17 protein-coding genes, 2 tRNA genes and 1 pseudogene are annotated in these 26,035 nt (G+C 65.9%); 7 read left to right on the plus strand and 13 right to left on the minus strand.

Going from position 1 to position 26,035, the window contains the following annotated elements; translation table 11 throughout:
• Positions 1-19: 19 nt before the first annotated feature.
• The 4 genes from KA711_12835 to KA711_12850 are packed head-to-tail and all read right to left on the minus strand — an operon-like array spanning position 20 to position 8,257.
• Positions 20-3,826: a nitrate reductase subunit alpha gene (locus KA711_12835; GenBank protein MCM0609855.1), complete on the minus strand. Its 3,807-nt coding sequence runs from the start codon at positions 3,824-3,826 to the stop codon at positions 20-22.
• A 37-nt stretch (positions 3,827-3,863) separates the two neighbouring features.
• Positions 3,864-5,255, minus strand: coding sequence for an MFS transporter (locus KA711_12840; GenBank protein MCM0609856.1), 1,392 nt, complete (start codon positions 5,253-5,255; stop codon positions 3,864-3,866).
• Positions 5,256-5,294: 39 nt separating this feature from the next.
• Complete coding sequence (locus KA711_12845) at positions 5,295-6,953, minus strand: MFS transporter (protein ID MCM0609857.1); 1,659 nt, start codon at positions 6,951-6,953, stop codon at positions 5,295-5,297.
• Between the two features lie 20 nt (positions 6,954-6,973).
• Positions 6,974-8,257 (minus strand): NarK/NasA family nitrate transporter, encoded by a 1,284-nt coding sequence (locus KA711_12850; protein MCM0609858.1) that lies wholly within the window; start codon positions 8,255-8,257, stop codon positions 6,974-6,976.
• A gap of 120 nt (positions 8,258-8,377) precedes the next feature.
• Between KA711_12850 and KA711_12855 the strand changes: the two are divergent.
• Positions 8,378-8,872, plus strand: a pseudogene (locus KA711_12855) (TraU family protein).
• Positions 8,859-9,572, plus strand: coding sequence for a type-F conjugative transfer system pilin assembly protein TrbC (trbC, locus tag KA711_12860; protein ID MCM0609859.1), 714 nt, complete (start codon positions 8,859-8,861; stop codon positions 9,570-9,572). The pseudogene KA711_12855 and the gene trbC overlap by 14 nt, the downstream one beginning before the upstream one ends.
• Positions 9,573-9,724: 152 nt before the next feature.
• Here trbC and KA711_12865 read toward each other — a convergent pair whose 3' ends face one another.
• From KA711_12865 to KA711_12880, 4 genes are read right to left on the minus strand one after another with little or no spacing between them, the layout of a single operon-like run.
• Positions 9,725-10,381 carry a hypothetical protein gene (locus KA711_12865; protein MCM0609860.1) on the minus strand — a complete coding sequence of 219 codons (657 nt, stop codon included), beginning with the start codon at positions 10,379-10,381 and terminating at the stop codon, positions 9,725-9,727.
• Positions 10,356-11,543, minus strand: a complete 1,188-nt coding sequence (locus tag KA711_12870; protein MCM0609861.1) for an ImmA/IrrE family metallo-endopeptidase — start codon at positions 11,541-11,543, stop codon at positions 10,356-10,358. The genes KA711_12865 and KA711_12870 overlap by 26 nt, the downstream gene beginning before the upstream one ends.
• The gene (locus KA711_12875; GenBank protein MCM0609862.1) at positions 11,540-12,922 is read right to left on the minus strand and encodes a 7-cyano-7-deazaguanine synthase; all 1,383 of its coding nucleotides are present in this window, start codon (positions 12,920-12,922) and stop codon (positions 11,540-11,542) included. Before KA711_12875 ends, KA711_12870 begins: the two co-directional genes overlap by 4 nt.
• On the minus strand, positions 12,919-13,491 hold the full coding sequence (locus KA711_12880; GenBank protein ID MCM0609863.1) for a hypothetical protein: 573 nt from the start codon (positions 13,489-13,491) through the stop codon (positions 12,919-12,921). The genes KA711_12875 and KA711_12880 overlap by 4 nt, the downstream gene beginning before the upstream one ends.
• Positions 13,492-13,696: 205 nt before the next feature.
• Between KA711_12880 and traN the strand changes: the two genes are divergently transcribed.
• The 5 genes from traN to KA711_12905 all read left to right on the plus strand — a co-directional run bounded on the left by traN (position 13,697) and on the right by KA711_12905 (position 21,844).
• Positions 13,697-16,168, plus strand: coding sequence for a type-F conjugative transfer system mating-pair stabilization protein TraN (gene traN / locus KA711_12885; GenBank protein ID MCM0609864.1), 2,472 nt, complete (start codon positions 13,697-13,699; stop codon positions 16,166-16,168).
• Positions 16,165-16,554: a hypothetical protein gene (locus KA711_12890; protein ID MCM0609865.1), complete on the plus strand. Its 390-nt coding sequence runs from the start codon at positions 16,165-16,167 to the stop codon at positions 16,552-16,554. The genes traN and KA711_12890 overlap by 4 nt, the downstream gene beginning before the upstream one ends.
• A gap of 10 nt (positions 16,555-16,564) precedes the next feature.
• Positions 16,565-17,488: a conjugal transfer protein TraF gene (traF, locus tag KA711_12895; protein ID MCM0609866.1), complete on the plus strand. Its 924-nt coding sequence runs from the start codon at positions 16,565-16,567 to the stop codon at positions 17,486-17,488.
• A 49-nt stretch (positions 17,489-17,537) separates the two neighbouring features.
• The gene (locus KA711_12900) at positions 17,538-18,992 is read left to right on the plus strand and encodes a conjugal transfer protein TraH (GenBank protein MCM0609867.1); all 1,455 of its coding nucleotides are present in this window, start codon (positions 17,538-17,540) and stop codon (positions 18,990-18,992) included.
• A gap of 77 nt (positions 18,993-19,069) precedes the next feature.
• A complete protein-coding gene (locus KA711_12905) occupies positions 19,070-21,844 on the plus strand; it encodes a conjugal transfer protein TraG N-terminal domain-containing protein (GenBank protein ID MCM0609868.1) in 2,775 nt (924 codons plus the stop codon).
• Here KA711_12905 and KA711_12910 read toward each other — a convergent pair whose 3' ends face one another.
• From KA711_12910 to KA711_12930, 5 genes are all read right to left on the minus strand, one after another.
• On the minus strand, positions 21,845-22,168 hold the full coding sequence (locus KA711_12910; GenBank protein MCM0609869.1) for a hypothetical protein: 324 nt from the start codon (positions 22,166-22,168) through the stop codon (positions 21,845-21,847).
• Between the two features lie 165 nt (positions 22,169-22,333).
• Entirely contained in the window at positions 22,334-23,575 is a 1,242-nt protein-coding gene (locus KA711_12915; protein ID MCM0609870.1) for an integrase arm-type DNA-binding domain-containing protein, read from the minus strand.
• A gap of 172 nt (positions 23,576-23,747) precedes the next feature.
• Positions 23,748-23,823, minus strand: a tRNA-His gene (locus tag KA711_12920).
• A gap of 31 nt (positions 23,824-23,854) precedes the next feature.
• Entirely contained in the window at positions 23,855-25,762 is a 1,908-nt protein-coding gene (locus KA711_12925) for a peptidylprolyl isomerase (protein MCM0609871.1), read from the minus strand.
• A gap of 156 nt (positions 25,763-25,918) precedes the next feature.
• Positions 25,919-25,994, minus strand: a tRNA-Val gene (locus tag KA711_12930).
• Positions 25,995-26,035 lie beyond the last annotated feature (41 nt).

Below are 26,035 nucleotides of genomic sequence, written 5' to 3' on the forward strand. Positions count from 1 at the left end.
CGCCAGCGAGCGTGGGGGTTCATGCGGACTCTCCTTGTGCTTGAACGATCTCGGCGCGTTCGTCGCCCAGCGGGGTGTCGAGCCAGTCGACCTTGGCCATCTTGCGGACCACCACGAACTCGTCGCGGTTGGTGCCGATGGTTCCGTAGTAGTTGAAGCCGTAGCTGAACTGCGCGTAACCGCCGATCATGTGGGTGGGCTTCAGCACGATGCGCGTCACGCTGTTGTGGATACCACCGCGCACGCCGGTGATCTGCGAACCGGGTGTGTTGATGATCTTTTCCTGCGCGTGGTACATCAGCAGCATGCCGGGGTTCACGCGCTGGCTCACCACCGCCCGCGCCGCGATGGCGCCGTTGATGTTGAAGACCTCGACCCAGTCGTTGTCTTCAATACCGCTGCGCTTGGCGTCGTCTTCGCTCAGCCACACCACCGGGCCGCCGCGGTTCAGCGTCAGCATCATCAGGTTGTCGCTGTAGGTGCTGTGGATGCCCCACTTCTGGTGCGGCGTGATGAAGTTGAGCAGGATCTCCTTGTTCCCGTTCGGCTTGATGTTGTGGATGCCGGCCGTGGTCTTCAGGTCCACCGGCGGGCGGTAACTGCTGAACCCCTCGCCGAAGGCGATCACCCACGGGTGATCTAGGTAAAACTGCTGGCGGCCGGTCAACGTGCGCCAGGGGATGTACTCGTGCACGTTGGTGTAGCCGGCGTTGTACGAAACGGTCTCGCTCTCGATGCCGCTCCATGTGGGGCTGCTGATGATCTTGCGCGGCTGAGCCTGCACGTCGCGGTAGCGGATCTTTTCGTCCTCGCGGTACAGCGCCAGGTGGGTGTGGTCGCGCCCGGTCTGCTTGCCCAGAGCCTGCCAGGCCTTCACCGCCACGTGGCCGTTGGTCTCCGGCGCCAGCTGCAGGATGACCTCGCAGGCGTCGATGTCGGTCACGATCTTCGGCATGCCCTTCGTCACGCCCTCGGTCAGCGTCTTGCCGTTCAGCTGGCCGAGCTGTTCGACTTCGGTGCCGGTCTTCCAGCCGATGCCCTTGCCGCCGTTGCCCAGCTTGTCCATCAAGGGGCCTAGTGCAGTAAAGCGCTTGAACACGTTCGGGTAGTCGCGCTCGACGACCATGATCTGCGGCGCGGTCTTGCCGGGGATCAGCTCGCACTGGCCCTTCTTCCATTCCTTCACCTCGAAGGGCTGGGCCAGTTCGCCGGCGGTGTCGTGCATGATGGGTGTGAGCACGACCTCCTTTTCCACACCCAGGTGGCCGACGCAGACTTCGCTGAAGGTCTTGGCGAAGCCCTTGTAGATCTCCCAGTCGCTGCGGCTCTGCCACACCGGGTCCACGGCCGCGCTCAGCGGGTGGATGAACGGGTGCATGTCGCTGGTGTTGAGGTCGTTCTTCTCGTACCAGCTGGCGGTAGGCAGCACGATGTCGGAATAAAGGCAGGTGGTGCTCATGCGGAAGTCGAGCGTGACCACCAGGTCAAGCTTGCCGACCGGGCCTTCCTCGTGCCACTTCACCTCGCTGGGCTTGGCGTCGTCCTTGCCCAGGTCCTTGCCCTGGATGCCGTTCTCGGTGCCCAGCAGGTGCTTGCAGAAGTACTCGTGGCCCTTACCCGACGAGCCCAGCAGGTTGCTGCGCCAGACGAAGAGCACCCGTGGCCAGTTCTGCGGCGCGTCGGGGTCTTCACAGCTCATCTGCAACGTGCCGTCCTTCAGAGCCTTGACGACATAGTCCTTGGCGTCCATGCCGGCAGCGCTGGCGTCCGCCACCACCTGCATCGGGTTGGTCTTGAGCTGCGGCGCGCTGGGCAGCCAGCCCATGCGCTCGGCGCGCACGTTGTAGTCGATCATGCTGCCCGCATACAGCGCCTTGTCGGCCAGTGGCGAGACAATCTCTTCCATGCCCAGCTTCTCGTAGCGCCACTGGTCGGTGTGGGCGTAGAAGAAGCTAGTGCTGTTCATCTGCCGCGGCGGGCGGATCCAGTCCAGCGCGAAGGCCAGCGCCGTCCATCCGGTTTGCGGGCGCAGCTTCTCCTGGCCCACGTAGTGCGCCCAGCCGCCGCCGCTCTGGCCGATGCAGCCACACATCATCAAGAGGTTGATGACGCCGCGGTAGTTCATGTCGGCGTGGTACCAGTGGTTCATCGCCGCACCGATGATCACCATGCTCTTGCCGTGCGTCTTGTGCGCGTTCTCGGCGAACTGGCGGGCCACCGTGATGATCTGGTCGCGCGGTGTGCCGGTGATGCTCTCGGCCCAGGCGGGTGTGTAGGCGGCGTCGTCGTCATAGGACTTGGCACCAGAACCCAGTCCGCGGTCGATGCCGTACTGCGCCACCTGCAGATCGAAAACCGTAGCCACCAAGGCCTCGCGATGCTCACCCTCCTTGCCCAGGCGAAGGCGCACGGCCGGCACCCTGACGAAGTTCACTTCCCCGTTCTGGGTGTTCGACTTGAAGTGCGGCGTGCTCACGCCGCCGAAGTACGGCAGGCCGATGTCGACGACCTCATGCACCTGCTCGCCATCTTCGATCACCGACAGCTTCAGCTTCACCTCGGTGCCGTGGCGCGCCTCCTTGTTCTCGAGGTTCCATTTGCCCTGGTCGACGCCGCCTTCGGGCGTCCAGCGAAAGCCGATGCTGCCGTTGGGCAGCACGGCGCGGCCATTCGTGTCGAAGGCCACCGTCTTCCACTCGGGGTTGTTGTCCTGGCCCAGCTTGCCGTTGAAGTCGGAGGCGCGCAGGTAGCGGTCAGGCACCAGGGTCTTCGTGCCGTCGGGTAGCGTGTGCTCCTTGAGCATCACCAGAAGCGGCAGATCGGTGTAGCGGCGCGCGTAATCGTCGAAGTACGGGCTGCGCTCCTTGAAATAGAACTCGTTGAGCGCGACGTGGCCCATGGCCATGGCCAGCGCCGCGTCGGTGCCCTGTTTGGGATGCAGCCAGATGTCGGCCAGCTTGGCCACCTCGCTGTAGTCGGGCGTGATGGCCACCGTCTTCGCGCCCTTGTAGCGCACCTCGGTGAAGAAGTGTGCGTCGGGCGTGCGGGTCTGCGGCACGTTGCTGCCCCAGGCCATGATGTAGGTGCTGTTGTACCAATCGGCACTTTCGGGCACGTCGGTCTGCTCACCCCAAACCTGCGGGCTGGCCGGCGGCAGGTCGCAGTACCAGTCGTAGAAGCTCATGCAGACGCCACCGATCAGGCTCAGGTAGCGGCTGCCGGCGGCGTAACTGACCATGCTCATCGCCGGGATCGGCGAAAAGCCGATCACGCGGTCGGGGCCATGCTTCTTGATCGTGTAGACGTTGCTGGCCGCGATGATCTGGTTGACCTCGTCCCAGCTGCTGCGCACGAAGCCGCCCATGCCGCGCACCTTCTGGTAGTCGCGGCGCGCCGCGTCGTCTTCGACGATCGTGGCCCAGGCGTCCACCGGTGTCTTCGCCGTCTTCATCGCCGCGCGCCAGCGCTCCAGCAGGCGGCCGCGCACCATCGGGTACTTCACGCGGTTAGCGCTGTACAGGTACCAGCTGTAGCTGGCGCCGCGGGCACACCCGCGCGGCTCGTGGTTGGGCATGTCCCAGCGCGTGCGTGGGTAGTCGGTCTGCTGCGTCTCCCAGGTGACGATGCCGCCCTTGACGTAGATCTTCCAGCTGCAGCTGCCGGTGCAGTTCACGCCGTGCGTGCTGCGCACGATCTTGTCGTGCGCCCAGCGGTTGCGATAGGCATCTTCCCAGGTGCGGTCTTCACCGGTGGTCAGCCCGTGGTCGCCAGAGAAGGTCTCCTTGGGCTGCGAGAAGTGCGTGAGGCGGTCCAGAAAGTGGCTCATGTTGTCGTCCTTGGAAGATGTCGTCTGCTGGTGCGGACTAGCAGGGGTATGGAGCGTTGCGGCGGCTGTAGGCCCACCAGGTCAGCGCGATGCAGGAGAGGTAAAACACGATGAACATCGCCAGCGCAGCCGATGCGCTGCCCGTCATCGCCAGCGAAGAGCCCACGCTCTTGGGGATGAAGAAGCCGCCGTAGGCGCCGATGGCGCTCGCAAAGCCGAGGGCTGCGGCCGCTTCGACCGCGCCTTCCTTGGCCGCGAGCGCCTGGTCCGATGGCAGACCCCCGGCACGCTGCACCCGTTCGGCCACGAAGAGGCTGGAGATCATTCGAAACGTGCTGCCGTTGCCGATGCCCGATGCGGCGAACAACACGCCGAAGGCCGCCAGGAAGCCAGGGAAGTTGCCGCCCTGCACTGGCTGACCGGTGGTGTCCGTCGCGGGCAGGCAAAACAGCGCAGCTGCAGCGGCGAGAGCCATCGCCACGAAGATCCAGAAGGTCACCCGCGCGCCGCCCCAGTGGTCGGCCATCCAGCCTCCCAACGGGCGCAGTACGGCGCCGATCAACGGACCCAACCACACCAGGTGCAACGCATCGGCCCGTTGAAACTGGCTCTGCGCCAGCATCGGCAAGCTGGCAGAGAAGCCAATGAAGCTGCCGAAGGTGCCCAGGTACAGCCAGCACATCAGCCAGTTGTGCCTGCGCGTGAAGATCACCGCCTGCTCGGCCATGCCGGCGCGGGTGTCGGCCAGGTCGTCCATGCCGAACCAGGCCGCTGCGGTGCTGGCCAGGATCAGCGGCACCCAGATAAAGCCCGCGTTCTGGAGCCACATCGGCCCCTGAGCTGTCTGCTGCGCAGGCCCTGCAAACAGGCCGAACACCCCTGCGCTGATGGCCAGTGGCACCAGCAGCTGAACCAGCGCGACCCCCAGGTGCCCCAGCCCGGCGTTCAGGCCCAGCGCATAACCTTGGCGGGCACTCGGGAAGAAGAAGCTGATGTTGGCCATCGAACTGGCGAAGTTGCCGCCGCCCAGGCCACACAGCAGAGCCAGCACGACCATCCACTCGAAAGGCGTGTTCGGATCCTGCACTGCCAGGCCGATGCCGACCGCGGGCAGCAGCAGACTGGCCGTGGCCAGCGTGGTGAATCGCCGCCCGCCGATCATCGGCACCGCAAACGCATAGAAGATGCGCAGCGTGGCGCCACACAAGGCGGGCAACGCCGTCAGCCAGAACAGCTGGTTGGTGCTGTAGCGGAATCCTGCTGCCGGCAGGTACACCACCACCACCGACCACAGCATCCACACCGCAAACGCCAGGGTCAGCGCAGGGACCGACACCCACAGGTTGCGCCGGGCCACCACGCGGCCGGAACGGTCCCAGAAACCGCGGTCCTCGGGGTTCCAGTGGCGGATGATCGACATGCTGGACATGGCGTGAAAGTGGCCGATGCGTGCGGTCGTTGCCTGGCTTCAGGGGTTCTTCACGTAGGCATTGCCACGCAGATAGAACCACCAGTTCAGTAGCAGGCAGACGGCATAGAAGATCGCGAAGCCGTACATCGCGTATTGCGGCGTGCCGGCCTTGATCTGCGCGCCGATGACCACCGGTGCGATGAAGGCGCCGTAGGCCGCGATGGCCGACGTCCAGCCCAGCACCGGGCCGGCCTGCGTGCGATCGAAGATGACGCCGATGGTGCGGAAGGTGCTGCCGTTGCCGATGCCGCTGGCCAGAAACAGCAGCATGAACAAGCCCAGGAACATCGGGAAGTACTGCTCGGGCGTGGCCGAACCGTAGGCCTGCATCATCACGTAGCCCACGGCGACAGAAGCCCCGGCCATCACCACCGAGATGATCTGGGTGACGATGGAGCCGCCCACCTTGTCGGAGATCCAGCCACCGACGGGGCGGATGGCCGCGCCGATAAAGGGGCCCATCCAGGCATAGGTCAGCGCCGACGGCGCGTTCGGGTTCTTGAGCGCGTGCTGCATCACGCCGTTGGCATCAGGGATGTGCTGGAAGCCGAAGATCACCGTGATGGCCAGCGGCAGCGCCATCGAGAAGCCGATGAACGAGCCGAAGGTGACGATGTACAGCGCCGTGAGCGACCAGGTGTGCTTGTTGCTGAAGATCGCGAACTGTTTCTTCACGCCCTCCTTCATCTCGCCGAAGGCGGCCAGCTTCATCACCAGCAGCGCCAGGATGACATCGAGCGGAATGGCGACCCACATGCTCAGCACGCCCAGGCCGGTGGGCTTGGGCAGGTACAGCCACAGCATGAAGATCGCGGGCACGAAGGCCAGCGTGTACAGGTAGGTGATCTTGGCGAAGGCCACCAGCGGCGAGCCCGTGGCGGGCGACACCGTCTTCAGGTTGTTCATACCCCACCAGCACAGCACGGACAAGGGCACGAGCGACAGCACCCATGCGAAGCCGGCGTTCTGCACCCAGGTGGGCGTGCCGGCGGCGATCTTGCCGAAGATCCAGCCGCTGTCCTTCACCAGCACCATCGGCTCGCCACCGAAGGCGCCGAACAGGCCCACCGTCATCACCAGCGGGATGACGATCTGCATCGTCGTCACGCCGAAGTTGCCGAGGCCGGCATTCAGGCCTAGTGCCGTGCCCTGCAGCCGCTTCGGGAAGAAGGTGCTGATGTTCGACATAGAACTGGCGAAGTTGCCGCCGCCTACGCCCGACCACAGCGCCATCAGTTGGAAGGCCCACAACGGCCAGTCCTTGTGCTGCAGCACGATGCCGGTGCCGATGGCCGGGGCCAGCAGCATCGCGGTGGTCAGGAAGACGGTGTTGCGCCCGCCGGCCAGGCGGATGAGGAAGGACGCCGGGATCCGCATCGTGGCGCCCGAGATACCGGCGATGGCCGTCAGCGTGAACAACTCGGCCTGGGTGAAAGGAAAGCCCAGGTTGAGCATCTGCACGGTGATGATTCCCCACATGCCCCAGACCGCGAAGCCGCACAGCAGCGCGGGTACCGAGATCCAGAGGTTGCGGTAGGCGACCTTCTTGCCCGTAACATTCCAGAAGGTGTCGTCTTCCGGACGCCAGTCGGCGATGTCGGGGCCGGGAGCCTGGTTGGGGGCGGACTTGGCACCCGCCGTCGTGGTGGCATTCATGGCATCTTCTCCTTGTGCTTTCAGCGCGCGAAGCTGCGCGACAAGGGCGACGCCGGTGCGTTCGTGCCCATCATTTCGGTCTTGCGCACTTCGGTCCAGTACATCCAGATCAGAGAGACCCAGACCACGCCGTACATCAACATGAAGGCGCTGGAGCGGATGCCGGTGAGGTCCATCAGCGCCCCGAACATGATCGGCAGCACGAAGCCGCCCAGTCCGCCGGCCAGACCGACGATGCCGCTGACGGTGCCGATGTTGTCGGGGTAGTCGTTGCCGATGTACTTGAAGACGCTGGCCTTGCCGAAGGCCCAGGCGATGCCCAGGATGAACATCAGCGCGGTGAAGAGGTAAACGTTCAGGCCGACGTGAAACGTGCGGGGGCCGTTGACGGTCACCACCGTGAAGTCGGTTTGTGGGTAGCTCAGCAGGAACAGGCATATCCAGCTGACCCACAGCACCCACCAGGTGACCTGGTGAGCGCCATACTTGTCGGACAAGATGCCGCCGAAGGCGCGCAGCACGCCACCCGGCAGCGAGAAGCAGGCTGCCAGCAGCGCGGCGGTCTGGATCGACAGGCCGAACTCGCCCACGTAGTACTGCACCATCCACAGCGCAAGCGCTACGTAGCCGCCGAAGACGATGCTGTAGTACTGGCAGTACTTCAGCACCTTGGGGTCCTTCAGCATCTTCAACTGGTCGCTGAACTTCACGTTCGACGGCACAAGGTGCTTGGGATCGCTGCTGCTGCCGAACCAGAACAGGATGACCGTGCCCAGCATCACCGCGGCATACACCTGCGGCACCAGCGTCCAGCCGCCGATGGCCAGCAGCACCGGCGCGGCGAACTTATTGACCGCCGAGCCGGAGTTGCCCGCGCCGTAGACGCCCATCGCCATGCCTTGGCGACTCCTGGGGAACCAGCGCGCCACGTAGGGTGTGCCGACCGAGAACGAACCCCCGGCAAGGCCCACGAACAGTCCGATGACCAGGAAGTGCCAGTAGTCGGTGGCGTAGCTCATCAGCCAGATCGCGGGCACGGTGGCCGCCATCAGCAGCGTCATCACGATGCGGCCGCCGTAGCGGTCGGTCCAAATGCCCAGGGGCACACGGATCAGCGAGCCGGTGAGCACCGGCGTCGCGGTCAGCAGGCCGAACTCGGTCGCATTGAGCCCCAGCGTCTTCTTCAGCGGAATGCCGATGACGCCGAACATCATCCACACCATGAAGCACACGGTGAAGGCGATGGTGCTGACGATGAGCACAGACCACGCCTGGCGTGGGATGGGAGGTGTGGTGGTGGCCATGGATCGGACTCGTCTTGGGTTTGACGAGACTGTCCGCCCGCAGCGCCGCCGCGAACATCCGCACGGTGGCTATACGGGGTGCGGCAGAAGAACGATGAGCCGCGGAGTGCACATAGTTCTGAAGAACTACGCCAACACCTGATCCTCAACCCCGAGGCCGTTCTGTTCGCCAACCCGGTGGCCGTGGCGGCGTGCGCCGCCGACTGCGTTGCCGCGACCGCGGGCTTCGGCATCGCCGAGATGTTCTGGTGCGCCGGCTGCCAGGGTGGCATCTACCCCCTCAATGGCCACGTGCCGCACCACATGGGCGGCGTGCGAACAGCCGCCCTGCTCGCCCAGCGCCTGACCGCCAAGATGCACCGCGAGCTGCTGGCCTGGGGCTGGCATGGCCGGCCGGGCCTGTGCGGACCCTACTTCCTGCCGGCCATGGACAAGACCGCCTACAAGACGCAGCTGACCTACCCGGTGGCCAACACCGCCAAGGACGGCGGCCGCTGCTGCCAGCCCTTCGGCCGCAGCACCATCGTCTGGGGCGCCGGCAAGGAGTACCCGGTGCGCGGCGAAGACTTCGCGTTCATGCTGTTTCGGAAGAGGAACTGCTGTGTGGGCTACTGATCGGGCGTCGTTCCCCGGCCGGGCGCTTGGCGGGGCGCTTGGCGCCGGGATAGCAGCGCTGCACTTTGCCGGCACCGCGCTGGCGGCACCGGCAACGCCACCAACCGTCACCGAAGCCGACATCGAGCGCGCGCGCCAGCAGCATCGCATGCCGACCGAGGCAGAGCTGGCGCGGGTGCCGGTTCCGAGCGCACCGCGCATCGAGAACCTGCCGCAGCCGGTGACCCGCGTGCCCATCGATCTTGAGGCGATCTCCAAGGGGTTCGACTTGCAGACCGGCGCGCCGGCAGCGGGCATGAGTCCGGGCAAGGCAGGGCCGAAGGTGCTGATCTTCGTGAGCTTTGCGATGCCGGAGGCGACGCTCCTGAGGCTCGTGGATCAGGCAGCCCGGGCGGGCGCCACGCTCGTGCTGCGAGGGCTGGTCAACGGATCGATCCGCGACACGGTGACCCGCATACAGGCACTGATCGGCAGCCGCCGCGTAGCCGTGCAGATCGATCCGGAAGCGTTTGATCGCTATGGGATCACCAGGACTCCCACCTTCGTCCTGGCGGTGAACGGCACCGCAAATGAGGCCTGCGCCTCCCGCGCGTGTGGATCGTCGCAGCAGTTCGCGAAGGTCGCAGGCGATGTGACGTTGAAGTATGCGATTCGGCACCTGAATGGGGGCTTGCAACGGACGGCTGTGCCAAAGCGATAGGTGACGCCCCCGCGCTGCATTCCGTTCCTCACCAGCGGACCGCTTGAGACTGACCAAAGTCCTTCGCGCTCTGTAGCCAAGGACCGCTACACATCCAAGTTGCCACTGACCGCCGACTCGCCTCGAGCGCCGAGCGACGATTGCCTATCGCATCAAGTGCTTGGAGGCGCAGCGCTTGACGCGCGCAGCCGCTCCCGCGCTTGTCGTCGAGCACTCTCTGGTAAGGACAGGCATGCGGCAGCGCGCTCATCGCCGATCAACTGCACCACCCAATCCATGTGCACGTTAAGCACGCGCATGCGTGCACAGATCAATGCATTGTGTACAGCCTCGGCGACCGCAGCCACGCCAATGGCGTGCTCGAACTCAGCACTCGCGAGCAGATCGGCTGTGCAGCCCAACGGTATGGCGGCATGGCGTTCGGCCGCGAGACGCCTTGCCTTTCGCTCGTCGATCAGGGCACACGCGCCCGCTTCCACCGCATAGGCAATCGTTGCCGCCTCGCCGTCGTCGAGGGTCTCACCGGCAGAGCCGACCACTAGGGCTTCAAAGTAGAGCAATCCTTGAGGCCCGAGCTTTACCACCTCGAGAACGTTCGCATTGATCAACGCAGCTAGCTTGATCGCGTCCTGTCGGCCTTTGCGCAGGCCGTTCTCGACCTCATCAACCACAACATCGACAACCGCGACGCGGTGCGGCAGTGCCCTGACTATCTGCTCCGCGCACCCCGTCGCGTTCAAGTTGATGATGACGCTTGCATCCGCAATCAGCAGTGCGGGAGGTTCAGGTAAGGAGGGTCGGCGCGCCATCGGCCTCATCCTCCTGCAGGTCGATGTCTTGCAGCACTTCGCGCAGCTCAATGCGATCAAGGTTAAGTAGACGCGCCAACTGCCCTTCGCTAAGTAGTTCTCGGCGATACGCTTCGGCAGCCAGCAGGTTGAGGCGGATCGTCGTCGGCTTGTCGGCCTCCTGCTTGTGGCGATCCGGCGTGCGCAGGTCGCCCAGCACTTGGACGGCTTGCTCGTCGGTGATGCCGCCGTTGTCAGCGAACCAGTCCCAGGTGCCCTTCCTGGTCAGGCCCAGTTCCTCAAGCCGCCGCACCATGGCTTCACGCGAAACACCGAAGAAGTGCGCCATGACGATGATGTGGCGGCGCGTTAGGTGCGTGGAACCTGCCGTCACTTCCTGGAACTTCTGCCGGACCGCACCAGCGGGCGTCAGGAAGGAGCGCCCGAATGCATTGGCGTAGCGTTCCTCGCGCGTGTTCTCGGGCTCGTCTGCATGCAGGACCTCCGGCTGATGCCGGACAGATATGAAGTGCCCCAGCTCGTGCCCGCCGGTCTGGTTGCGGCGATCGCGCGGATGATTCGCATTGAGGAGGATGCAGGCACCCAGCGTATCGTCGTACACGAACACACCGGAGACCGACCCTTCGAAGCGCCGTGCATACACCCGTATGCCAAGCTCCATTTCCAGCAGGGTCACGATGTCGGCAATGGGTGCAAAGCCAAGGCCCAGACGCTGGCGTAGCTCTAACGCATCCTGTTCGGCCTGCGCCCGCACATCGCCCGGCAGAATGGGGCGCTCCGGCGGATAGTTGCGCGCGCGCTTGACGCCCAGCAGGTTCTCCAGTTCGACTTCCGCGCGCGCGAGGCTGGCGAGCAGTTCGGTGGCCACCGCAGCGGAAGTGTCCTTCGCGTCAAACAACTTCCGGAAGCGCGGGATCAGGTCTACATGGACCGACTCGCGACGCAGGATCGCGTTCACCGATACGCGGTAGAGCCTGGCGAGCTCCTGCAACTCGTCGATCCGCAGACGCCGCTGTCCTTGCTCGATCGCAACGAGCGTCGTCCGCGCGACTGAGATCGCGTCGGCCGCCTGTTTCTGCGTGATGTTCGCGGCCTCGCGGGCAAGGCGCAGCCGCTCACCGACTTCGGCAGGCGCGGTCTGGCTCAAAAAGGAATCGCTCATGACCGTGCCACCCAGTTCGCGACGAACGAGTCAGGCCCGAGGGAATCAAGAAAATCCATCCATTCACTTTCATGTTGATTCAGTAGGCGGTTCATCGAGGCAAGGACAGTGTCTTGCGGGACTCCACGAGATCGACTGAGCTGCGCGACGGTCAGGTCAATCGTTCCCTTGTTCATGGGCGACTTCTGAAGCGTTGCCAGATGGTCAAGATGCAGCGCACCCGCGATGGCGTACTCGCGTTGAGCCTTCGTGATGTGCTCAAAGGCGGCACTCGCACCGCCTTCGAAGGTCGGCGCCGAGAGGTCTTCCCAGACGTAGGTTTCCTTTGCTTCGGCAAGACCGGCGGCGTGAACGCTGAGCCGACGCAGCATGCAGGCCGCACAGATGCCGCACTGGCGTTTTTGTCTGGCAACCGACGAATGCCGGTTCTGCTGCCAGCATGACCACGTCTTGTTCCACGAAGCGCCGTCGGCGCACTCCTTGGCAAAGGCCGCGAGCGTTTCTCCCTTGGTGTTCCAGAGCCGGGGAAAGTCGAAGCGGACGCGGTGCCCGAACAAGGCATGGAGGAAAGTCTCCATCCTGTCCGTGAAGAGCGGGTAGGAGCGGTAGTCCTCGTAACCCTTTCCCACCGCGACCAGCACAGGCCCGATAGACCCCTGACCGCTCTCCGTCACGATGATGCGCTCGGCCTTGATCATGTAGGCGGCAATGCCACTGATCGTCGCGAATTTGAAGCCGCGCGAGCGCGCGCTCGATTCGACGAATTCGCCCGCCTTCGGCTTGACCCGGTAGGGAATGGAGGTGAATGGCTGCTTCTTCCCAGACGGCTCCACAACAGGCAGAAACTCTTTCCTGCCAAGCCGCACGCGCATCAGTCCATCACCCAGCTCACGATGCATCAGCCCCGCGACCGCCCGCGAATCGAGACCCTCACTGAATGGGATAACAGCGCGGGCATTGCCGGGCATCTCGAATGCAAACTGCTGGGGCACATAAGCTGGTGACTTGCGCGGAGTGAACGAGATTTCCCAGCAGTCCCCAGTCAGAAAGTCGAGCGCATCCTTGAGGCTGTCGCTCACCGGTGGCGTTTTCCAGCAGTCCGGATCGTGGACAGGGATGCGCAATTCGATGTTGCGACCCCAGTGCTGCGTCTGCCGCCGCTGAATGCGGTCGCAGAACTCAACCGCCGCAGCGACGACCAGTGCGTCGAAGATGACTGGCTCCCACTGCGCGAGGCAGTAGCTCTCCAGATGGCACGTCGAGAACGCCAGATCAGCACCGATCTCACAGGGTCGGCAGCCCCGTCTTGCGCGGACCCCGGCCTCGACAACATCTACGCGCAAGGAGGGAGCGGAAGGCTCGTGATCTTCGCGCTTCATAACAATGCCACTCCTTCGTCGATATCCGCGTGCTTGCGCACGCTGCTGCGCCGCGCGCGCGGTTCCAGCCCGGCGCATTGCCGGGCCAGGGCGTCGAGGTCAGCGGTGCCGACGGCTTGCCCGATGCGCTCACGCACCTGCCGCGTCAGGCGCGCCGAAGCCTCGCGGCAGTAGTGCTCCTCGATCTGCCGGGTTGCTCGGGCGTTGTAGGTGTCGAGCGTCCGTCTCGCTGCTTCAGCAAGGCCCGTCTCTCCCGTCAGTCCTTCGCTGAGGACACATGAAGCGTGGGCGCCGAACGTGCGTCCCAGGCCGTAGCCCGCGTTGTCACTCACGACGGCATCGATCCGGGCAAGCCGCATGTCGGAGAACAGCCCCGGTTCCCGCTCTAGAAACACTTCCCGGATGCCCTTGACGATGGCAGCAGGAACCTCGTTGCGCCAGGTGGTCGAGAGCGCATGTTTGGCCGCCGCGCAAGTGTCCGCGCGGTCGAAGTTCGCGTTCTCCGCGAACTTCGCCAGTCGCTTCCATCCCCGCGACATGGGCAGGCTTCGATACGGGCCATCGCTCATGGACATCTCCAATGTCAGCAATGTTGACGAATATTCCTGACAATGTCAACTCCTTGAGTTCGCGGCGGCTGGAGCTGCCACCTTGGCCTAGCTTGCTGTCGGTGCAGACCCGCCGCTCGCCGACGGGGTAGCCCAGCCTCGAAACCCCGCCCTCCCGCCCTCCGTTTCCCCGAGACGCCGCCAGGACCACGCCTGACGATGGGGCGTGCCTCCCCCCACCCCGCCCGGCCCCAATAGCCACCACCCTGTCCCCTCGCCATCCACGGCGAGCCGCGCGTCGCCATTCCGCCGCTTCGTCGCCTGCGTCACCGCCGTCTGCTTCCTGGCGACGCAGACCGCCGCCGTCGCCGGCCCGCACGAGGAAGGTGTCGCCGCAGGCCAGTCCGCGAACCCGGTCGCGCGCGGCAGCGTCACCACCCCCGGCGCCACCGCCGTGGTACCGGGCTACACGACCACGCCGCCCGAGCGCAGCCACTACCGCCAGCCCAACCTGTCGTCGCAGGGCAGCGCGCGGCTGGCCGCCTGTTCGCTGACCCCCACCGATCCGCTCTGCCAGGCGCAGCGCGGCGCCGTCTCCTCGGCCAACACGCCGCGCCCGACGATCGGCGCCTATGACCCCGCCGTTGCTGCCGCGCGCGCGATCGGCCGCACGCCTTCGGTCGAGCTGGGCAGCCTGGCCGCCTACTACAGCGGTTGCACCACCACGGCCACCGCTGTGCCCGCCGGCATGCAGCCGCGCAGTTGCCTGCGCTACCTCGGCGTCGGCAACTACAGCTGCAGCCGCAGCTTGACCGTCAGCACGACAAGGACCACGAGTTGCAACCCGGGCGACTGGTTCGCCCATGCTGCCTCCGGCCGCACCGGTCTGGCCGTGCAGTGCCTGCCCGACCGCGCCGTCACGGCACAGCACTTCCGCGTCACCCAGGACGGCAACCCGCTCAGCTTCTTCGACGTGGACATGACGACGCCGGTCGTCTTCCCGCAGATCGTCTCGGTCCTCGACACCACCTACTCGATGATCGACGGGCTGCCCATCCGGACGGCCGTCTGGGTGGCTGACAAGAGCTGCAGCGGATCGACCTGCAGCCTGACTGCGATGGTGGCCCCGGAGCGCGCCGAGGTCTGCACGGGTGGCGGCGACTCCGGCTACAGCTGCACCAGCGTCGAGCCCTTCCTCAAGGTCTACGCCGCTTGCCGCGCAGGCACGCAGAGCGGCGACAACATCCAGGACACCGTCTGCCAGGGCGACAGCGGCTGCACCACCACCGTCTTGGACGGCAGCAAGTGCTACGCACCTGCGCCCGGCTGGACGCCCTACGCCGGCATCGACATCACGGGCACGGTGGGCGGCACCTACTGGAACATCGACACCGACCGGGCCGTGATCGGCTGGACGCCGAACCCCGCATTCGGCCCGATCCCGACGATGCGGCTGTCCTACACGAGGCCGGCCACCACGGTCACCGAAGCCGACCGCTGGGATGACCAGTGCCCGAGCCTGGACGCCGGTGGCCGCTGCACCACCCCCACGCCAGCCGTCTGCACCGATGGCCCGGCGACCAAGGTCGTCGATGGCGTGGCCGTCACCCGCAGCTGCTGGGAGTACACCAGCACGATGTCCTGCAGCGGCGGCGCGTCGGCCGACCAGTGCGCACCCCTGGTGGCGGCAGGCTGCACCCCGCAGTCGTCGACCTGCCGGCAGGCCCATGCCGTCACCGGCGTGTGCGAGGTGTTCGAGGACGGTTACAGCTGCCCCGTGCCGGCAGAGACTGTCACGACCAGCAGCAACTGCCCCACCAACGTCTTCTGCCTGGGCGGCAACTGCTTCGACATCGGCGCGCCGAACGACCCGGACTTCGCGCGCAGCATGTCGATGCTCGAGGCCGGGCGCGAAGCCGGCATCTACCTGGATGCAGACCGCATGCAGGTCTTCAAGGGCGAGGAGAACCGCTGCCGCGACCGCCTGTTGAAGAACTGCTGCTACGCCGACGGGGCGGGCGCGGGCATGACCAACCAGAGCATCTTCGGCGGCGGCTCGCGCCTGGTCTTTGATGTGCTGATGAACTCGCAGAACCAGCAGTTCATCTACCAGGGCATCTCGGCCCTGCTGATGGGCGGTGGCTTCAGCGGCACGTACACGACCTACGGCGTGACGGTGGCCGTCAACGGAGCCGCCCTGCCCGCAGGCTCGGTGGCCGTGTACGCCGGCGAAAGCATCGTGGTGGCCTTCGACCCCTGGACGCTAGCCATCGCGGTGATCATCTACATCGTCCTTTCGATGATGTCGTGCAACGAGCACGAGGGAAAGCTGGCGATGAAGGAAGGCGCCAGGCTGTGCCACACGATCGGCACCTGGTGCTCATCCTGCTTCCGGGTCCTGGGCGTGTGCGTGTCCTGCGTCGAGCGCACCACCTCGAAGTGCTGCTTCAACTCGATGCTGGCGCGCATCGTCAATGAACAGGGCCGCGCGCAGATCGGCAAGGGCTGGGGCGGTGCGCAGAACGCCGACTGTTCGGGTTTCACGGTGGCCCAGTTGCAGACGCTCAACTTCGCGGCAATGGACTTGTCGGAGTTCTATGCGTCGCTGGTGCCGACACTGCCGAACGTTGGCGCGCTGCAGGCCGGCAGCGCCAGCCGCATTCCCACCTGCTACTACGGCCAGGGGAAGTGCCAATGACCACCCCCGCCGTCCTGGCCGGCGTCGCCTGGGCCTTGATCGCCGCGGCTGCTGCGGCCCAGGAACGGCTGCCGGTCCGCGATGCCAGGCAGCTGATGCTGGCGGCCCTGGACGCACCCGACGGCAAGGCCCACGGCGTCCTCGTCGGCGAGGTGGCCGACGCGATCTCGCAGCGGTTCAAGGCAACGACGCCGATCCACATCGACGTGCGCACCGAGAAGCGCTATGCCCAGCCCGGCTGCAGCCGTCTGAGCGTGCGCTTCTGGCAGGACGGCGTGCAGCTGCCGAACTACGGCGCCGGCGGTGTGCAGGCGCCCCGGCGGCAGACGATCGACTTCGGCATCAACTACTGCCGCGATGGCCAGCCACCGCAGTCACTGTCGTGAGGAGGCGCCCATGAGGTTGCGCCGGCCGGCATCCCATCCCGTCGGGCTCGTCCTATCGCTCGTCCTCTTGCTCGTCATCGGGCTTGGCACCGTGTCGATGGTCTACGCCCAGTCACAGGATTCCGGGCGAGCGTACTGGTCCGACAACTGGCGTGGCTGGCACTTTTACGAAGAGCCGGAGATCCCGCCGCCTGAACCGCCCGCCTCCACGCCGCGGCCGGTGGTGCCAGCATCAGGCGCCTCCGCTGCGGCCCGTCGCACGCCTGCCAAGCCCCCCGAGATCGTCGAGTTCGAGCGTCTGCAGAAGGCCCTCGAGGAGCGTCGCCACATCGCCATCATGCGGCCGACCGAAGCCAACGTGCGCCGCTACATGGAGCTGGAGGCCCGGGTGGTGTCGCGCGCATCGACCTTTGCCGACGTGGCGCAGCGCATCGCCTGGGCCAGCCCGGAACTCGACCCCACGCTCCAAGGGCGCCCGGTGAACGCCAAGGCCCTGGACGTGTTCGACCAGTTGCAGACGGCCCAGCGCAGCCAGTCCATCAGCGCACTCGGCCGCGACCACGTCCTGTTCTTCTTCTTCCGCAGCGACTGCCCCTACTGCCATGCCTTCGCGCCGACGCTCGAGGCCTTCCAGACGAGGCACGGCATCAAGGTGGTCGCGATCAGCGTCGATGGCGGCACGATCCCAGGCTTCGCCGATGCCCGGCGCGACAACGGCATCGCCACCACGCTGCGTGTGAGCCAGGTGCCCGCCGTCTACCTCGCCCAGCCCTACACCGGAAAGATCACCCCGATCGGCTTCGGCGTGCTATCCGAAGCGCAGTTGGTGGAGCGCATCTCGATCGTCGCCGCCACGCCCGACAGCGCCACCTCGCCGACCTTGGGCGGCGCTCGGAACCTGCAGGCGCAGGCCCGCATGGTCGATCCGCGCTGATGCAAAAGCTGCCGCCCCACTCGGCGACTTGAATCCAGAGGAGTCCGCAATGAAGCGCAACACCGTCGACCGTTCCCTGCCCCGCAAAGTGACGGCCGCCCTGTGCTGTGGCGCCCTCGGCCTGGGGCCTGCGTCACTGCGGGCCGGCGACCTGAACACCGAGGTGAACAACATGTTCAACAGCCTGGGCAGCATCGGCAACTACACCGCGCCGGGGGCGTTTCGTGGGCAGACCTTCAACACCTACACCGGCGGCAACCTGTTCATGCGCGCGCCGAACAAGGTTTACCAGCTCGCAGCCGTCCAGTTCCCCAGCGCGCGGGCCGGCTGCGGCGGCATCGACGTGTTCGGCGGTTCCTTCTCGCACATCTCGGCGGCCGAGTTCAAGAACATGCTGCGCAACATCACCGCGGCGCTGCCGGGCATCGCGTTCCAGCTGGCGCTGGAGTCGGTCTCGCCGCTGCTGGGTGGGCTGACCAAGTGGGCCAAGGGCCTGGAGACCTGGATCAACAACGCGCGCATCAATTCCTGCGAGACCGCAAAGGCCATCGTCAGCACGGCCGCCGAAGCCGCGGGTTTCAGTTCGCAGGAGGCCTGTTCCGATCTGGCCATCGAGATGGGCCTGGAGACCGATCGGGATGCCGCGCGCCGCCGCTGTGCGACCGACCGACCCAGCATCCTGGCATCGGCCCGATCGTCGGGCGATGCCAACATCCGCAACAAGGCGCCCTTCGTCGGCAACCTGACCTGGAAGGCGCTGCAGCGCACCGGCACCTTTCTCGACGACCCGGAGCGCGAGCTCATCATGAGCATCGTCGGCACGGTGATCTTCTACCCCGAGGACGCTGCGCGTGACCCCGAACCCATCGCGCCGACGATCACCTCGATCAGCCAGTTGCTGTACGGCCAGGCGGCGGGCACCGGCACCAACGTCACACAGCATCTGCTCCGGTGCAACAACTTCACCGACTGCGACGTGGTGACGCTCAACACCAGCTACACCCACACGCCCTTCACCGCCCGGGTCGAGACCATGATGCGCTCGATCGCGGACAAGATCGCCACGCGCACGGCGATCCCGAACAACTCGGCCGAGGTCGGCTTCGTCAACCAGACCACCGAGCCGGTCTACAAGATGCTCTCGATCGGAGCGACGATCCCCGGCTCGGGGCTGTCCGACAGCCTGATCGCGCAGTACCGCGACGTGATCGCGGCCGACTACGCCTACGTCTTCCTGGAGCGGAACCTTCGCGTGGGCATGGCAGCCCTCGACAAGGACTACACCCTGCAGCAGACCCAGCGCGATCGCGCCAACCTGGTGAGGCAACGGGCCCAGGCCATGCTGCTGCAGTTGTCGCAGGAGAAGAACCTTCTGTACCAGAAGGTCGGCTCGTTCCGCGCGGTGTCCAGCCACCTTGAACAGCTCGAGCGGCAACTGCGGTCCAGCATGCCCCAGCACGTGATGGACATGCTCGGGCAGCAGGCGGCCTTCCAGGCCCGCTGATACCGAGCCAGGCAGGACCGTCGCCTTCCGGCACCGCGCCAGCAATCCGGAGGTCGGCCCTTCCCCAGGAGCACCCAATGTGGGAGATCTACGCCTACCAGAACGCCGACAGCCTGTTCGGCATCTTCAACGCCGCGGCAGCCATCCATGGCTCCAGCGACTACATGGCGGCGGTTGCCGCCGTGGCTTTCTGCGGTTTCATTGCGGCGCTGGTGGCCTACGCCTTCGCGCCAGAGAAGCTGCAGGGCTGGAAGTGGCTGGCCACGGTACTGCTGGTGTTCTCGGTGCTCATCATGCCGCGGGTGACCGTGGGCGTCGTCGACAAGACCGGGGGCTCCGCCGTGAAGGTGGTGGCCAACGTTCCGTTCGGCGTGGCCTTCCTCGGCAGCGTGACCAGCACGGTCGGGCACACGCTCACGGGCTTGTTCGAGACCGCCTTCCAGGTCATCCCGGGGGTCGGCGCCCTGCCGAGCGAACTGAGCTACGAGAAGAACGGCCTGATGTTCGGCAACCGCCTCATCCGGGAGACAGGCAGCGTGGCCTTCCAGGACCCGAACCTCCGCACCGACCTGGTCAACTTCATCCACAACTGCACGATGTACGACCTGATCGACGGCACGGTCGATCCGGGCACGTTCTCGAGTTCTGACGACGTGTGGGCGTTGATGGCGTCGCCCAACCCGGCCCGTTTCACGACACTGACCAGCGCCAGCGCGATCACCGTCGACACCTGCCCGAACGCCTACACGAACCTCAATGGCCGGCTGCCGGCCCAGCTGACACGCATCCAGGGCAAGTTGGCGTTCCAGCTGAACCCGACGCTGCCGACCGCGGCCGCCAATGCCGCCATAGCCGGGCAGATCCAGCAGGCCTACCTGAAGAACAGCATCGCCACCGCCGCCGCGACGGCGGCCGACCTCATCCGCCAGAACGCGGTGCTGAATGCGATCAACGACACCAGCAAGATCGTCGGGCAGAAGGTGAACGACCCGGCCGCCATGGTGCTGGCCGTCGGGCGGGCGCAGTCGGTGGCGCAGCAGAACGCCAGCTGGCTGAACGCCGGCAAGGTCGCCGAGCAGGCGTTGCCAGTGTTCCGCAACGTCATTGAGGCCATCACCTACGCACTGTTCCCGCTGCTCGTCCTGCTGATGCTGCTGACCAGCGGGCGCGAGACGATGCTGGCTTTCAAGGGCTACGCTGCGGTGCTGATCTGGATCCAGCTTTGGCCGCCGCTCTACGCGGTGCTCAACTACATGGCGTCGATCTACGCCGCCTACGATCTGGCGGCAGCGGCCGACCTGGGCAGCGGCGCCAAGGCGCTGTCGCTGCAGACGGCCTCGACGATCTACTCCCGGGCGATCTCCGGCGAGGCCGTGGTCGGCTACCTGGCCATCAGCATCCCGCTCATTGCCTGGGCAGCGCTCAAACGGATGGAGACCTTCGGCACCGCGCTGGTCGGCGGCCTCTCGGGCCTGCAGTCGATGGTGGCCGGCGCCACGGCAGGTGCCGCCGCTGGCAACCTGAGCATGGGCAATGTCTCGATGGACCAGATCCGGCTCGCGCCGAACCGGACCTCCGCCTTCATGAGCAACTGGCAGAACGACATCAGCGGCAACACGTTCTCGTCGAACATGCTGACCGGCAAGACGGCCGTGAGCCTGCTGCGCAACCAGGGCTATGCGTCTCGGGTCGTATCGATGCGCGTGAGCGAGCAGGACGTGCAGGACGCCAGCCGCCAGGTCGACGCAGCCCGCAGCGAGGCGGTCGCCGCCAGCACCGAACGTTCGGCGGTGCTGTCCGAGGCGTTCACAAAGGGCTTGGCAAAGCTGAAGTCATCGCGGAGCAGCGCGGGGGCGACGTCCAGCAGCTTCGAGCAGTTGGGGCAGACGCTGAACCGGCTGGACCAGATCACGCGGAGCGTCGCCGACAGCACTGGCATGTCTCAGTCGCAAGTTGCAAACATAGCCTTCGGCGCAGCCGCACACCTGGGACTGACCACCGCAGTCGCTGGCGGAAAGCTCAATGCCACAGCAGACAAGAGCTACTTGTCGGGCCTGACAGCGCAGGAGCAGAAGGTGCTCGGCAGCATGACCAGCGAGCAACTCAGCGAGTTCAAGCAGTTCGGCGATCGGGTGTCCAGAGATTCGAGCTTCTCGACTGCGGTTGCGGCCGACGCACGTGAAGCCACGGAGATCGCGTCACGCATCAGTTCATCTGCCACCCGGACCACCCGTGCTGAAGCTGCGCTGGCGCAAAGAACCAGCTACTCCGAACGGCTGGCCACTGCGCTTGAGAGGGGCGAAGTCATCTCCATTGACCTGGCCCAGGATCCACATAACCTCGCCATGTTCACCCGCTACGCTGAGCAGTACGGAGGCACCAGTGCGGCGGCGCAAGCGCTCTTTGAAGCCGAACTCGCACGTCGAGCCCTCGGGCCGAATCGAACATTCACGGATGGGACTGGCGTGCCAGTGACGTTCGGGTCGCTCCCTACCGAGCATCTTCGCCAGTCGGCAATCGTGGACTCGACGGTCGATGTACCCGGCATGCGCAAAGACTCTGATGCCGCCGTCAGGAGAATTCGCGGGAATCCCTCTCCACCAACTGCACCCGCCGAGTCGCCGGAGCTGCGCCGAGATCAAATGCAAACTGAGGCGACGGCGCTTCGGCAACGCGCCGGAGCGCAGGCAGATCAGCTAGGTCGAAACATCGAAGCCGACCGAGCCGAAGACGGCACCCTCGTGCCGCGTAGATCCTTGCTGAAGCAGTCCGCCAAGCAAGTGGGCAAAGATGCTGCTACCACGGCCGAGAGCGCAGCCGATGCCGTCAAGGACATCCTGAAGCGGAAGTAGTCAGGAGAGCCGATCGGGATCGAACATGTGCTTGTCCGGATCGCCATCGGAAGGCTTCATGAAGGGCGGATGACCTCGGTCTCGCCAATAGTTGGCCGACAACGATCTTGGGGAAGTTGATCCTGACGTGTCGAGAAGCTCGTCAGACAACTGACCGCGCTCAGAACCCTTGCGCCGACGAGCCAGCAAGGCCGCCACCGGCAGCGCGAAGAGAACTCCCACGAACGCCATCGTGACCCTCGTAGAGGTGTCATCGCCCGCCGCGGCGATCACGCCAATCATCGCGCCGAGAGCGATAACTGCGGCAAACAGGACCAGTCGCATGGGTGCCACCAAAGCTGTAGGCAATCAAAGTGTCGGACATTTCTTGGAGTGGCGCGGATACAAACGGTTCGTCGCTGCCATCGAGTACGGGACTCTTGGGCTATGGCTTCGGCCGCGAAGCCCGCCCCTTACACGATGCGCCAGCTGCCGAATGCGCTATGAACCCTATGCGGCTTGCGCTGAACGCTCTGCTGAGTGCCTCCGTCTGAGTTCGTCCAAGTAGTCCGCCCAGGCCTTCATCATGTCGCGCCGCTGCTCGATGAACTCTGCCCTGTCGTAGGCAGCGCCCAGCGGGCCGGACTTCCCATGTGCCAACTGGGCCTCGATCACGTCCGGCGCCACGTTGAGCCGCTCCACCATCACGGTACGGGCCATCGCCCGGAATCCATGGGGAGTCATCGTCTCGTTGTCGAAGCCTAGCCGGCGCAGGGCAACGCGGACCGTGTTCTCGCTCATCGGCCGCTTGGCACTGATCAGGGACGGAAACACGTATCGCCCTCGGCCGGTCAGCGGCATCAGGTCCTTCAGAGCGTCTACAGCCTGGGTGGCGAGCGGAACCAGATGCGGCCTTCCGTTGATCTTCTCCAGCTTCGTCCGCTTCATCTTGGCGGAGGGAATCGCCCACATCTTTGCCTCGAGATCCAGCTCGGCCCACTCCATCTGCCGGATGTTCCCTGGCCGCTGGAAGAGCAGCGCCGACAGAAGCAGTGCCGCCCGGGTAACGGGGTGACCGTGGTAGCCGTCGATCGCGCGCATCAAGTCGCCGACCTGATCCGGTTTGACGATCGCCGAGACGTGTCTGGTCAGCACCGGCTTCAGTGCGCCGCGCAGATCCGAAGCGGGGCTGCGCTCACAACGTCCGGTGGCAACGCCGTATCGAAACACCTGCCCGCAGGCTTCCAGCAGAGAGTGAGGCAGTTCGCGCGTGCCACGTGCCTCGACGCGCCGCAGCGTCTGCAGCAGCATCGGTGCGCCGATCTGGGAGAGCGGAAGCTTGCCCAGCCAGGGGAAGATGTCCTTCTCGAGGCGCTCCATCCAGCGCTTGGCGTAGTGATCGCTCCAGCCGACCTTCTTGGTCGCGTGGAACTCACGCGCGGTCACCTCGAAGCTGGCGTTGGCGTCGAACCGGGAACTGAGGCGCTCCACCTGCCGCGTGAGCACCGGATCTGCGCCGGACTGATGTTGCTTGCGCGCATCATCACGTGCGACCCTGGCCTCCTTCAGACCCAGATCTGGATAGGCCCCGAGGGCAAGGCGCTTCTCCTTCCCGTCGAAGCGGTACTTCCAGAACCAGCGCTTGGACCCAGAGGGCGAGACCTCCAGGTACAGACCGCCGGAATCGGCCAGGCGCACGCGGGGCCTACCCGCGTCGCAACTCGCGTTCTTGCACTGCTTGTCGGTGAGCATGGGGGAACAAAACGTCAAATGGCTGCGAACACGCCATTTGTTCCCCCAGATGTTCCCCCAACTTCGCTGCGCTGCCGTGGGACGACAGGAGCCTTCCTGACTCAAGCGACTGTCTAAGTCGTTGATTTAGCGGGAAGTTCGGTCCGGCATGGGACCGAGTGAAACGCTGGGATGGGGTGGCTGATGGGACTCGAACCCACGACGACCAGAATCACAATCTGGGACTCTACCAACTGAGCTACAGCCACCGTCGAAGCGCGAGAGTATAGAGGCAGGGCCTCAGCGGCCACTGCCTTCGGTGTCGGTCTGCATGCGCACACCGGGCTCGATGCGCGCCTTGAAGCGCGAGCGCAAAGACGCCAGGTAGGCGTCGGACTCGGCCGCCCCCCAGGCCTGCGCGTAACGTTCGCGCAGCATCGCGTCGGCACCCGCGGCGGGCTCGCGCGGCAGCACCTGGGTGACGCGCAGCACCAGGTAACCGGCGGCCTGGAGGTCGACGCCGACGATGGCCGGCAGCGTGCGCGCATCGGCACCCATCACGGCGTCCAGCACCGAGTCCGGCGCGCCTTGCGTGTCCACGCGCGAGAGCACCGCGGTCGGCCCCGGCAGCGACTCGGCCGGGTTCTGGCGCAAGGCCTGCACGCGGGCCTCGCCGGCCTGACGCGCCAGCACCCGGCTGCGCTCGGTGATCAGACTCTCTCGCACGAGCGCCTTGACCTCGGCCAGCGGGCGCACCCTGGCCGGGCTGTGGCTGACGATGCGCGCCGCCACCAGCTGGTTGCTGCCGGTCTCCACCGCATCGGTGTTGCGTTTGCCCTCGATGGACTCGGTCGAGAACACCGCGTCCAGCAGCTTGGGCGACGCCAGAAGCCCGCTCGCGCCCGGTGCGGGCGTTCGGGTGACGGTGGCCGTCTGCTTCGGCAGCTTCAGCTTGTCGGCCGCCGGCTGCAGCGAGTCGGACTGCTCGTAGACGATGTCGGTGAAGGCCTGAGAGACCTTGGCCCACTCGGCGCGGGCCAGCTGCAGCCGCAGCTCGGCCTCGATCTCCGCCCGCACGCTGGCGAAGGGCTTGCTCTGGCCGCCGCGCACGGCCGTGACGGTGAGGAAGTGGTAACCGAAGTCGGTCTCGAAGACCTCGCTGATCTCGCCCGGCTTGAGTCGGAACGCCGCGTCCTCGAAGGGCTTGACCATGGCACCGCGGCCAAAGAAGTCGAGATCGCCGCCCTGCGCGGCCGAGCCTTCGTCCTGCGAGTGGCGGCGCGCGATCTCGGCAAAACGCTTCGGTTCCTTGCGCGCTTCCGCCAGCAGTTCCTCGGCACGGGCCCGGGCCTTGGCCTTGTCGGCCTTCGAGGCCGAGGCATCGGCCTTGATGAGCACGTGGCTGGCACGGCGCTCCTCGGGCGTGCCGAATCGAGCGGGGTTGTCAGCGTAGAACTTGCGCAGCTCCTCCTCGCCCACGGTCTGGCGGGCAGCCAGGGTCGCCAGGTCCAGCACCAGGTACTCGATCTGCGCCTGCTCCGCCGCCCGGAAATCGGCCTGGCGCGCGTTGTAGTGGGCCTCGATCTCGGCATCGCTCGGGTTCACCTGCGCGCGGAAAGCCGCCGGCGCGAAACGCTGCACCTGCACCTCGCGGCGCTGCAGCAGCGGGTTGAGCGTGGCATCGGCGATGGCCGGCGTGGCCAGGGCGGTGCGCGCGGTGCCGAGCACCACCTGCTGGGCCGCGAGGTCGCCACGCAGCTGCAGCGCGAACATCTCCGAGCTGAGGCCCTGCGCGGCCAGCTGCTCACGGCTGACGCTGCCGTCGGGATTGCGGATGCCGGCGAACTGCGGATCGGTCGCAAACAAGCGGCGCAGGCGGTCGTCGGACGGCGCCAGGTGCATCGCCCGGCCGGCCGCGTCCAGCACACGCTCGCGCACCAGGCCCTCCAGCGTCGCCGCGCGTGCGGCGTCGGTGTCCAGGCCTGTGGCGTTCGGGTTCTCGCGCCGCTGGCGGTCAACGGCACGCTGGTGGGCACGCTCCCACTCGGCGCGGGTGATCGAGCGGCCGTCGACCCGGGCGACGCTGGCGTTGCTGCCATCGCGGAACTGCGTGTAGCCCTCGACGCCGAAGAACACGAACGACGGGATGATCAGCAGCAGCAACGCACCCAACACGATTCGGGTGTTGTTGCGGACGAAATCGAACATGAAGTGGAACCTCGGGCCAACGGATGTGGCCATGCGCGTCGACGGGACTGCAGGATGCGGCCGCTCGCAGGCTGGCCGCCACCCCGCTCATGCTTGAGCGGGCGCGGATTCTACGCAGCAGCGCTCCCTAACCCGCTTCGGGCCGGGAGGGTGTGGTGGTGGGTGCTGACGGGTTCGAACCGCCGACCTACGCCTTGTAAGGGCGCCGCTCTACCGACTGAGCTAAGCACCCGGTGGCCTTGGCGGCCTGCGCGCGCCGGGCCCGCGCCGGGG

The organism is Ideonella sp. WA131b (assembly GCA_023657425.1).
In the GTDB taxonomy this organism is placed as follows: Bacteria; Pseudomonadota; Gammaproteobacteria; order Burkholderiales; family Burkholderiaceae_C; genus Rubrivivax.